11 protein-coding genes and 1 pseudogene are annotated in these 9,421 nt (G+C 48.1%); 6 read left to right on the top strand and 6 right to left on the bottom strand.

What is annotated here, in order from left to right; all coding sequences use genetic code 11:
* The 6 genes from IQQ51_RS24580 to IQQ51_RS24555 form a co-directional block, all read right to left on the bottom strand.
* Nucleotides 1-500, bottom strand: a 500-nt coding sequence (locus IQQ51_RS24580) for a phage major tail tube protein (RefSeq protein WP_193842379.1), incomplete at its 3' end; no start/stop codon positions are given.
* Nucleotides 501-506: 6 nt separating this feature from the next.
* Complete coding sequence (locus tag IQQ51_RS24575; RefSeq protein WP_193842378.1) at nt 507-2,381, bottom strand: Ig-like domain-containing protein; 1,875 nt, start codon at nt 2,379-2,381, stop codon at nt 507-509.
* A gap of 79 nt (nt 2,382-2,460) precedes the next feature.
* Complete coding sequence (locus IQQ51_RS24570; protein ID WP_193842377.1) at nt 2,461-2,805, bottom strand: GPW/gp25 family protein; 345 nt, start codon at nt 2,803-2,805, stop codon at nt 2,461-2,463.
* Between the two features lie 129 nt (nt 2,806-2,934).
* Entirely contained in the window at nt 2,935-3,678 is a 744-nt protein-coding gene (locus tag IQQ51_RS24565; protein WP_193842376.1) for a phage baseplate assembly protein V, read from the bottom strand.
* Entirely contained in the window at nt 3,678-5,354 is a 1,677-nt protein-coding gene (locus tag IQQ51_RS24560; RefSeq protein ID WP_193842375.1) for a hypothetical protein, read from the bottom strand. Before IQQ51_RS24560 ends, IQQ51_RS24565 begins: the two co-directional genes overlap by 1 nt.
* 2 nt (nt 5,355-5,356) lie before the next feature.
* Nucleotides 5,357-5,920: a phage protein Gp27 family protein gene (locus IQQ51_RS24555; protein ID WP_193842374.1), complete on the bottom strand. Its 564-nt coding sequence runs from the start codon at nt 5,918-5,920 to the stop codon at nt 5,357-5,359.
* A gap of 129 nt (nt 5,921-6,049) precedes the next feature.
* On the opposite strand from IQQ51_RS24555, the gene IQQ51_RS24550 reads away from it, so the two are divergent.
* The 6 genes and pseudogenes from IQQ51_RS24550 to IQQ51_RS27650 form a co-directional block, all read left to right on the top strand.
* The gene (locus IQQ51_RS24550) at nt 6,050-6,688 is read left to right on the top strand and encodes a hypothetical protein (RefSeq protein WP_193842373.1); all 639 of its coding nucleotides are present in this window, start codon (nt 6,050-6,052) and stop codon (nt 6,686-6,688) included.
* The gene (locus IQQ51_RS24545) at nt 6,685-7,326 is read left to right on the top strand and encodes a hypothetical protein (protein ID WP_193842372.1); all 642 of its coding nucleotides are present in this window, start codon (nt 6,685-6,687) and stop codon (nt 7,324-7,326) included. The genes IQQ51_RS24550 and IQQ51_RS24545 overlap by 4 nt, the downstream gene beginning before the upstream one ends.
* Nucleotides 7,323-7,715, top strand: a complete 393-nt coding sequence (locus tag IQQ51_RS24540; RefSeq protein WP_193842371.1) for a phage tail protein — start codon at nt 7,323-7,325, stop codon at nt 7,713-7,715. Before IQQ51_RS24545 ends, IQQ51_RS24540 begins: the two co-directional genes overlap by 4 nt.
* Nucleotides 7,715-7,936, top strand: coding sequence for a tail protein X (locus IQQ51_RS24535; protein ID WP_193842370.1), 222 nt, complete (start codon nt 7,715-7,717; stop codon nt 7,934-7,936). Before IQQ51_RS24540 ends, IQQ51_RS24535 begins: the two co-directional genes overlap by 1 nt.
* The gene (locus tag IQQ51_RS24530; RefSeq protein WP_193842369.1) at nt 7,924-8,946 is read left to right on the top strand and encodes a phage late control D family protein; all 1,023 of its coding nucleotides are present in this window, start codon (nt 7,924-7,926) and stop codon (nt 8,944-8,946) included. Before IQQ51_RS24535 ends, IQQ51_RS24530 begins: the two co-directional genes overlap by 13 nt.
* Nucleotides 8,943-9,421: pseudogene (locus IQQ51_RS27650) on the top strand (phage baseplate protein); the annotation flags it as partial. The gene IQQ51_RS24530 and the pseudogene IQQ51_RS27650, both read left to right, overlap by 4 nt.

Raw genomic sequence — 9,421 nt, 5'->3', positions numbered from 1 at the left:
GTGATTCCGCCGCTGCCCGGTTCATCTTCTGGGTAGCGAATGCCATTAACGAAGTCGAGTTCAAACAAACGACCATTGGTGTCTGTCACTTCCACGCGATAAGTTGCAATTTGTGCGGTGTAAGGCGTTTTCTCTTTGGAATGAAAGTTCATCGGAGGGTTTTTCACAAAACCCCAAATACGTGTCGCAATACCTGCAGTGCGTCTTGTGCCATCTCGAACATCTGGAATACGGATATCGCAAGAGCAGCGTAAGGCCACATAGCCGCCGTTCTTTGTCATGGTCTTCAAATCGGCTGGCGCGATACTGTCAAATTCAACGTTGATGGTTAACGCTTCATAATCGCCCGTTGGGATTTCCATATCACCGATACCACCCAGTGACGTGAAAGTCTCAAACTTCATTTGCGGCTCACCCGTCACACCTTTAATGCGCCCGATGTACTGCGTTTCGTTTAAAAAGCACATGTGATTGCGCTTGGTAATATGTTTTTCTGCCATGATGGATTACCCCCCAATCAGCTTGTTAAATGTAGTCTCTAGCGCTTCAACATAAATCTCAGCGTTGTACTCGACCGTTTGTAGTGGAATAGGCGGCGTAAACTGATAGCGATACTTGATCTTGCCTTGCTGCAAATTGATAAGCGGGTTATCGGTTGCCAGCAGATAAACATTGGAATAGACCAATGCGGTGCCTTCTTTCTCGCGCAAGTAATCATTCACTGTGTCACGCACTCGACCGCACACTTGGTTTGCCAAGCCGTTTGGCCCTGTGAACATTGGTTTATCCAAGAACTGCAAGGTGGCCGCTTCAATTGACTCTTCAATAATGTCAGCGGTGCGGCGCACACATAAGAAAGAGGTGATCGCCGTTGATGCTGGATACGCCGTCGAATAGTTACCAAAACCATGCCAGCCACCACGGTTGATCATGGTGTAAATGCCATTCGCGTTGAGGTAGTTCACATCACAAGCTGCATCACTTGGGATGTATTCCATATCAATCGATGGGCCAACGATATCGAGTAGCGGATAGTTTGATGGTGAGCACCAGTAACCCGTTTGCCCTGCAATTGGATCGTTAACACCATTGCGGTCAACTTGCGCCATCAAACCTGCAATCGACGGAGCAAACCAATCCACAGCCGTGGAGCCATCATCTTGAAGAACCAACGGACGAGGCCAGCCAACAAAGTAGCGCTGGTGACCAAACTGCTGACGAAACGCATACGCTTCTTCTTTAGTGGTCACATCTTCTGGTATATCGCCAGCCCAAACACCGCGAGTTTGTTTCACAGCAGAGACCGCAAGCGATGCTGCGCCAGCTTTATGCAAGATGCCCGGAGCAAGGTGGATTTTTGCAGAGAAGCCGAATTTGTTCTTAGCTTTACGCAGCAGCGGTAGCGCTTTAATAAATGCCGCCAGTAGAGCATCAGGCGTTGAGCCAGTGGTCACTTCATAAGAGAGTGTTGATGATGCAAACTCACCCTTACCAATCAGCGATAGCGTGATGGTCGCCGTTCCTTCTGACATGGCGGTCACTTCACCTGTACCATTATCAACAATCGCAACCGTCTCATTGCTTGATGTGTAGTTCACTGCTAACTCATTTGGGTTATCCAGTGAGACAGGTAGTGAAGGAAGGCCAATCGCCACTGAACCTTTTGAGGCTGACAGTGTTGCACCGTTCGCGCTCTTATCCGCTTCTGGATTGGTTTGCGCAACCGTTAGTTTATAAGTCAATGTTTCGGCATTGCTGGCTTTCGCATCTTCAGCTTCAGCGCTTTTTTCAGGCGACGTTGAACGAGCTGATTTTGGTGCGGCTGGCTCTGGTTCATCATTAGAGACATCAGCGGCAACCTCATCATTAGAACGAGAGGCTGGCGTGATGGTTAATGTGATGACCGTTTCACCAACACCAACCAATGAGATATCCCCATTAGATGCAACTGTCGCGGCTGCTTCATTACTTGAAGCATAACGAATCGTTGCGTTCTTAGGGTTAACAACAAGAACGGGCTTAATTGCACCATCAGCACCATCAGCACCATCAATATAAGCCGACGCACTGGCGGAGCTAATCGTCACACCAGAGGTTTCTGGTGGCGGTGGTAGCTCTGGAAAATCCGCGTCCTTACCGAGTGAGATACCAATCACTGAGTTACTTGGTACAAAGGTGTGAATACGACGAAGTGCTTTTGTGATCGAGCCTTCACCAAACAATGCATAAGCATCGTCATAATTGGTGGTATGGAATAGCTCAAATGGCGCAGCCTTTTCAGACGTGCCAAAGATACCAACAACACTAGAGGCAACATCAACAATGGCTAATGGCCCGGTGGTGGTCTCATTTGTGAAAATACCGTGTATAAATACAGACATAATGCCCTCCTAGAAACTAGGGGACATTATGAATTGAGGCAATGACGGCTCGCGGCGAACGACCAGTCTTTAAAGGGGATTAAAGGACGTTTGAAAGCTCGAAATACTCTCGAAGTCCTGTTTCATTTATCGTGCATGAAAGTCCGATGCTGATCAAGCCTTTCTCAGGAACAACATAATTGATGTTCACTTCATCCAGTCTGACGCGCTTTTCGTATTTCGCGACCGATTCCGCAATCCCTACCTGCAGAGATTGAGCCACCCAAATCGGCTTATCAATATAAGAGAGCGCATCCGCCCCATAGTCGGGTAAATAGATACGTTCCCCTTTGCTAGTGAAAACGATCATGTAGAGAGATTGCTTAATATCGGCAATCAAATCCGTATTTCGACCTTGCGAGCCAAGCTTGAGTGAGTAAATCATTTGATACCTGTTTCAAATCGTTTCAAACCCGTTTAAAAAAGTTTCAAGAAAAACTTTTCGATAAATGTTACCAGCGAAAAATAAAGCCTCTTAGAACGCCTTACAGTGCGATTTAAGGGGTAATTAAAATCACCCAATAACTGGCGATGTTGGACGATTCTCCGCGTCATTATGCTCGTGTGTATCGACAGAGACTTTAATGCCATTGATGGTGGCGACCAGTTTCACATCCATACCGTTTTGCATGACCGCTGGCGCACCTCCAACCGGGCCACCGTAACCTGCTGCGCCTACCGTCCCCATAAAGTTCGCGGTCTGCATACCGTTAACCGCTTTTAATATGGTCAGCGTGTCAGCCAGCGTCGTCGCCTTAGTGACATCTAAGGTCTTGGTGATTTGCACTGCGCCATCGATGAGCACATCCGAGACTATCTGAATGTTTGAAGGGCCAACTTGAATTGAGGGTGTTGCCCCTCCAATTTTTAATACGCCCGTCTTTGTCGCTTGGTCATACTCTAAAAGCGTTCCATCTTTAAACGTCATCCCAAACTTATTGGCATCAGTGGTGTAAGGTCTTGCATTGACATTTGAGAGTGAGCCAAGGACATAGCCTCGGACCATTGAACCAATCGGAGGAAAGAGGCACAGAACCTGCTCGCCTAATTCCATATTCCAACTTACGTTAACGCCCTTGGTTCGAGAGCCAACCACAGAGAGCCAATCTGATTCGGGTATACGTCCTGTCGAAAACGTGACCTTCACCCGGCGCAGTTCTGTATCCACTTGGCTTACCGTAGCAACACAGACAGTGCGGCGCAGCATGGTCACGATGTCTTCCGCTTTGTTTTGCAAACTCATAATCACATCAAACATCAGACTCTTCCTCGTACGCCGCCGCTGAGTCCAGCAAATCGTTTTGCAGCGGTCTTTATCTTATTGATCGCGCTCGGTGTGGCGCTTCCCACAAACTGTTTCACCTCAAACTCGCTGGTACACATTTCAACCACATCAGGACAGTCATCATTGCCTCGTGGAAACTCTTCAAGTTGAGATTTCAAGAGCAGTTGATGTTCAAGAAACTGAATGCCTCCAGATTCTACATCGCTTGATAACGATTTAATGCGGCGCTTCTTATTGCCCTTGGGCCTATAGCCCACAATAGGCAGCCGAACGCCATAAGACTTCGCGTAACGCTGCACCTCTTTACGGTAGATTTTTTGAAAGGCGACCTCTTCAAATAAGATCTTCTTCGGCGCTTTATTGAAGGTTCTTAAACACCACAAATATTGCTCAACAATTCGACTTGCAAATTTGAGATCAGACTCATGCCAACCATCACAAAATAGAATGTAATCAACCAAGGTAATGCGATGGCGTCCCACAATACCAATGGCGCTGTAGTCACCCGTTTCTAAACCCGTCGCCGGGTCAACCGCCATCATGATGTCAATGTCTCGAATATCGAGATCATGCAGTTGGTAATGCTTAAACCATTCTGACTTAAAGTCTGCCTCTTCACGCGAACGAGGCATGTTCATGTATTCCGCCCACCAAACCTTACGCATGATGAGTCTTCGTTTGAACAAATCTTTAAGTGGCCAGCGTGATGGAAATAAGGGTTTTCCTTCGGGCGTTAGTGCCGAAAAGACAAGCCCCAACCAATCGGGCAACAAACCTTCACGGATACGCGCAAGCAATCGAGAAGGCAAATCATCGTGGTGCATGATGGTGTTAGCCACAACGATAAGCATATCTTTGCCAAGCGGAATGATGACCGAGTCAAACCAGTCTTCCGCTTGGTTACGGATCTCTTTGTTGTTCTTTTCCTCATCCGTAATAACGTCATCGAGAATACAAGCGGTCGGACGCAAGAAGCCGTGTGTGGCACCACGAATAGCCTGACCACGACCAATCCCTTCAACCGCATTACCGTTGGCCAGTACTAGCTGCGTTTTCTTCCACGTGTTGCCATGCACCTTTTGAACGCCATAGTCATTGATGAGCAGCTCGTTGGTTTCAAGCTCTGTACGTATGGCGGCAATTATCTTTTGCGCAGCAGGACTGCTTGCGCCACCCACAATGATGTATTGCTCTGAAAAATTAAGCAGCAACCAAAGTGGCAGCGCTTTGGTGTTGCGCGTTGTCTTACCATGATCGCGAGGCTCTAAATCGAGAATGCCGTCAAATCGCCCACTTTGAGGAAGAACAATAGAGCCATGATTGATTGGGTAAATCAGCTTCTTAAATAACTGAGCATCACGCTTTTTCATGGTGCGCGAGGCGACAATACGAGAGAGCGCTTTTTGATAAGGCGCAGCAGAGCAAGTAAACGCATGCGGCATATACGTTTTACAAAAGTAATCAAAGTCAGCTTTCGCCCTTGCCCTGCGGCGGCGACGCACTTTTTCATCACGGCGCTCTTGCTCAAGTTGTGCTTTTGAACTTCGCTGGCTTTCGCTTTCTGTCTCTTTATGCGCAAGGCTTGCGTTCGCAGCATCACGCATATTATCTATGTCAGCAGGCGCAAGATGTCTAAGCGGCGTTTTCATGGCTAACCTCTGCGGCGTTTATTTCGCTTGCGGCCATCCGATTCAATGCGCACTGATTGAATGACATCGAGAACTCGCAGCAATAGTTCTGGATGTTCTTTTTCCAGCAAGGCGGTGAACTCATCTTCAAGTTGCTCTTTAGCCGCTTGCACACCCGTTTGAAACGCAATTTTAAGCTTGTCCAGATTCACCTGCGAATCGGATAGACGAGCAATCGCATGCACAAACTGACTCGCATCCTTAAATGAGTTTTCATTGACATCGAACTCTTTCAACGCTTTGAGCATCTTGTTTTGCATGATCTGCATGGTGAGTTCAGAGATGTCTGTATTGGGTCTGTCTTTAAATGCATCGAGAAATTGACTGGCAAGGTGCTCTTGCTCTTTCTGCTCAGCAATAAACTCCTCCCACTTTTTTACTTCTCGCTGCACACCCGTTCGGCTGACTTCATAACCCTCGTCACTGAGTACGTTGGTAATGTCAGTCAGCGTCATCTTGTCATTGTCGTACATATCAACGACACGCTCGCTCAATCCTTGCAGCGCAATCTTGGAACGTTTAGTCACATAACACTCTTTTTGACTGGTTCTTGATGCTTGCATTTTTTCATCTACCTACACGCGCACGCGGCGAACGACCATTAGTTGCATAGGCTCAGGCAAAATAAACCTCGATTAAATCGGGATTAAAACGAGATGAAAGAGTTTTTAAATGCGTTAAATCGAACCGCAAAAATCATTGATGAGCTGCCAGAGCGTATCGCTCCGTTTGGTCTTCAATGTGTGCGTGATAACTATCGAAACGGTAACTTCACCGCGAACGGAACGCTCACCAAACAAAGTAAGAATGGTGGCGCTAAACCGTTGTTCGATTCAGGCGAGACCTACGCGTCATTGACCTACCAAACAGGCAGCGGGGAATACCGGATAGGCACGAACAAAGTGCATGCGCCCCTGGTTAATGATGGTGGCACGATTAAACCCCTTAAAGCGCAAAAGCTCACTATCCCGGCAGACAAGCGCATTAAAAGGCGAACTGAGGCTTACGGCGTTCGCAAGACGCTTGAAGGATTAGAGAAACAAGGCTGGACGATATTCTGGCGACCTAACTCAGTGATGGGACGTGCGCCACTTGGTGCGAAAGGGATTGGTCGAAAAATCCAATCAAGCCGAAATCGCAACAATGCCGCCGCCAATAAAGGCGTGTTCTATGTGCTCTATATCAGGGCCAGTGAAGTCAAAGTCCCTAAACGAGAGTTCATGTTTATGAGTGACGAGCAGCAACGTGAACAAGTGCAATTAGTACAACAAGAACTGAGTAAGGCCATTAAATGAGTGCTCCAGAGTTAAAACCAGAAAAGCTTGTGGCCATCAATAAACTGAAAGCTGAGATTGAGCGTTACCTCAACATCACCACGGTGGTTGAACCCAGTAACGCGATGAGCGCCATTGAAGTGCGCATCATGTTTACGGGAACACAAAAGCTCAATCAGCTCCCAAAGCCTGATGGGGACTTTGATAGCTACGTGCCTTATGAGTGGATATTGCCTGTCGTGGTCTCAGTGCGAGCAACAGGCGGCAATGCGGATCACTCGCTATCAGGGCAAGCCGCTTGGATAAATCTGCAACTGGCGAACTACTTAGACAACGAGCTTTACGAAGTGCGCGGTGTCACTCAAGTCATTCAAGTGCCACGAGGTCTGATGCAACTTGGGCCAATGAATAGACTTCGCATTATTGGAGACGCTGAAATTACCGACGCCAAGTTCATCTCCAGCACCTTTAGTGGTGATAAGCCTAGCGATGACTATGAGCCACATATCGAGCTTTTTACCTATCGAGAAGATTGGAACCTCAATGTAGTGCTGACGGTACATCGTGACTTTGAGACGCCAGAGCTGCGCGAAGTGCGTTTTTATAACGTCGAAACAGATGAAGAGATACAAGTAACTAACAAGGAGTCGAACTCATGAACGAAATGCAATATGCCCAATGGGGCGGCTTTGGGGATTTAGTCTTTAAGGGCCGTTTAACGCCAGCGAGTTTTCAAGATACGAAGCAGTGGCGCGTGACCGCAATGCGTGTTGTCGACGGCTATCCTCGCCACCAAAGCCAAGGTGAAGATGAGCACACGATGAGCATTGAAATGAAGTTCAGTAATAAGTTTTGTGACATCACTCAAAGCACCAAAGCGCTGGATGACATGGCGGACAATCAAATCCCTCGCACCTTGGTGATAGGCCCGAAAGTCTACGGTCAATTTCTTATTCGTCGCCGCGTGGAAACGGGCGCAAAAACCACGAGAAATGGGGTGATCACCAGTCTGACTTATCAATGTGAATTAGTTGAAGTGAGAGCGTAATGCCGCTTTATGCCAATCGCCACGAACGTTGGGATCAACTTTGCCATCGCGCTTATGGCAGCACCAGCGAGGCGCAAGTCAGAGCGCTGCGCAGTGCCAACCGCACTGTGGCCAACAACATGAAAGGGTTCACCTTTGAAGGTGGCGAGCGCATAGAAGTTCCTACGCTAAGCAGTGCCACCGTCATCGATACCGTAGAGAAGCCGCCATGGGCAAGATAATCACCAGCGTCATCAAACCCTTTGCCATTGTGAAGTGGGCAGGCAAAGAGATAAGCGCAGAGCTTGCGCCGTTTGTTGGCTCGCTGACTTATACCGACGTGCTTGATAGCGACAAGGTCGGTACCGATACGGTGTCACTGACTCTAAACAATAACGATGGGCGCTTCTTTGATAGCTGGTATCCCGATGAAGGCGACACCTTAGAGTGTGGCATTGGCTGGTATGACGACAAGGGTAATCGAGGCTCGTGGTTATGGGGAATGTTTTCAATCGACAGTGTCACCTTTGCGGTTAACCCCAACAAGGTCACGGTGAGCGCGAACGCAAAGCCTGCAACACGCGGCAAGATTGATAACAAAGAATCCAAGACCTTTGAGAAAACCAGCTTTCTCACGCTGGCGCAAGATATTGCAAAACAAGTAGGTGTAGAGGTGCTTATCTCGCCTACGGCTCGTGATGTGGAATACGCCAGAGTGCAGCAGCGCGATGAGAATACGCTTGGCATGTTAGGTCGCCTTGCTCATGAGAACTCGATCCCCGTGGCCATTAAGGGCAATCAGTTGGTGGTGGGTGAAATAAACCACAGCGAACTCGTGCTCGACATTCAACGGCGCGACGTGCTGCTTAACGCCACCTTACCCGTTTCAAATCGCACGAAATACGATGGTATTACAGTGCATTACTTTAACGAGTTAGAGCAGGTGTTTGGGTCATTCAGTGTCGGCAATGTTCAAAGTGGTGCAAAGGTTAAAGAGCTGTATCCAGAGATACACACGCTCGAAGAAGCAAAGGCTTATGCGCAGAACTACATGGCAACCGGTTCTGGTAATAACACCAAGCAAATGGCCAGAGGCCGCATGAGTTTGGTGAACACCACGGTCACCACCGCTGATGTCATTAAGTTAATTAACGCAGGTAAGTTACCTGACAAATGGAAACCCACCACAGTGTCCACCTCGCTAACTGGAAGCGGCTGGCAGTCCACTGTGAATGTTCAGAGGCAATCATGAGTAACAGCCGATTCCCAACACTGCCAGAGCCAAAAGTCATTGAATCAAACTATGACGATGATTTGGCAAGGCTTAAAGAGCGCTACTTTCAAAAGACGGGCCATTACCCAACGATTAACGATCCGGAAATGGCGCACCTTGAAGAGATTGCTTACACCAAGAACGAGCTGATTGACGAGATCAACAATGAATCCAAGCAAAACCTGCTGGCCTTTGCCAAAAATTCTCGCCTTGAAAACCTTGGTGCGCTTGTTGGTGCAGGTGAACGACTTGGTGAAAGTGCGGCAAGCGTAGTGATTGAGCTTACGCTAAAGGCTAATCATGGCGGCACGATTATCCCAAAGGGCTATCCGGTGCTTTCCGTGGATGGCAAAACCCAATTCATCTCGATGCTTGATTATGTTGTCGATGCCGACGATACCACCATCCTTGCCAACTTTGAGTGTCAAACTCCGGGCATTGTGGGTAACGGGTT

Source organism: Vibrio sp. OPT18 (assembly GCF_015163615.1).
Lineage (GTDB): Bacteria > Pseudomonadota > Gammaproteobacteria > Enterobacterales > Vibrionaceae > Vibrio > Vibrio coralliirubri.
This window is presented reverse-complemented; position numbering and strand designations above follow the sequence as displayed.

What these genes read in the sequence shown, in the direction of transcription:
- IQQ51_RS24575 (WP_193842378.1), bottom strand. Translation starts at nt 2,381, where the DNA reads ATGTCTGTATTTATACACGGTATTTTCACAAATGAGACCACCACCGGG.
- IQQ51_RS24535 (WP_193842370.1), top strand. Translation starts at nt 7,715, where the DNA reads ATGCCGCTTTATGCCAATCGCCACGAACGTTGGGATCAACTTTGCCAT.
- IQQ51_RS24545 (WP_193842372.1), top strand. Translation starts at nt 6,685, where the DNA reads ATGAGTGCTCCAGAGTTAAAACCAGAAAAGCTTGTGGCCATCAATAAA.
- IQQ51_RS24570 (WP_193842377.1), bottom strand. Translation starts at nt 2,805, where the DNA reads ATGATTTACTCACTCAAGCTTGGCTCGCAAGGTCGAAATACGGATTTG.
- IQQ51_RS24550 (WP_193842373.1), top strand. Translation starts at nt 6,050, where the DNA reads ATGAAAGAGTTTTTAAATGCGTTAAATCGAACCGCAAAAATCATTGAT.
- IQQ51_RS24540 (WP_193842371.1), top strand. Translation starts at nt 7,323, where the DNA reads ATGAACGAAATGCAATATGCCCAATGGGGCGGCTTTGGGGATTTAGTC.
- IQQ51_RS24560 (WP_193842375.1), bottom strand. Translation starts at nt 5,354, where the DNA reads ATGAAAACGCCGCTTAGACATCTTGCGCCTGCTGACATAGATAATATG.
- IQQ51_RS24530 (WP_193842369.1), top strand. Translation starts at nt 7,924, where the DNA reads ATGGGCAAGATAATCACCAGCGTCATCAAACCCTTTGCCATTGTGAAG.
- IQQ51_RS24565 (WP_193842376.1), bottom strand. Translation starts at nt 3,678, where the DNA reads ATGTTTGATGTGATTATGAGTTTGCAAAACAAAGCGGAAGACATCGTG.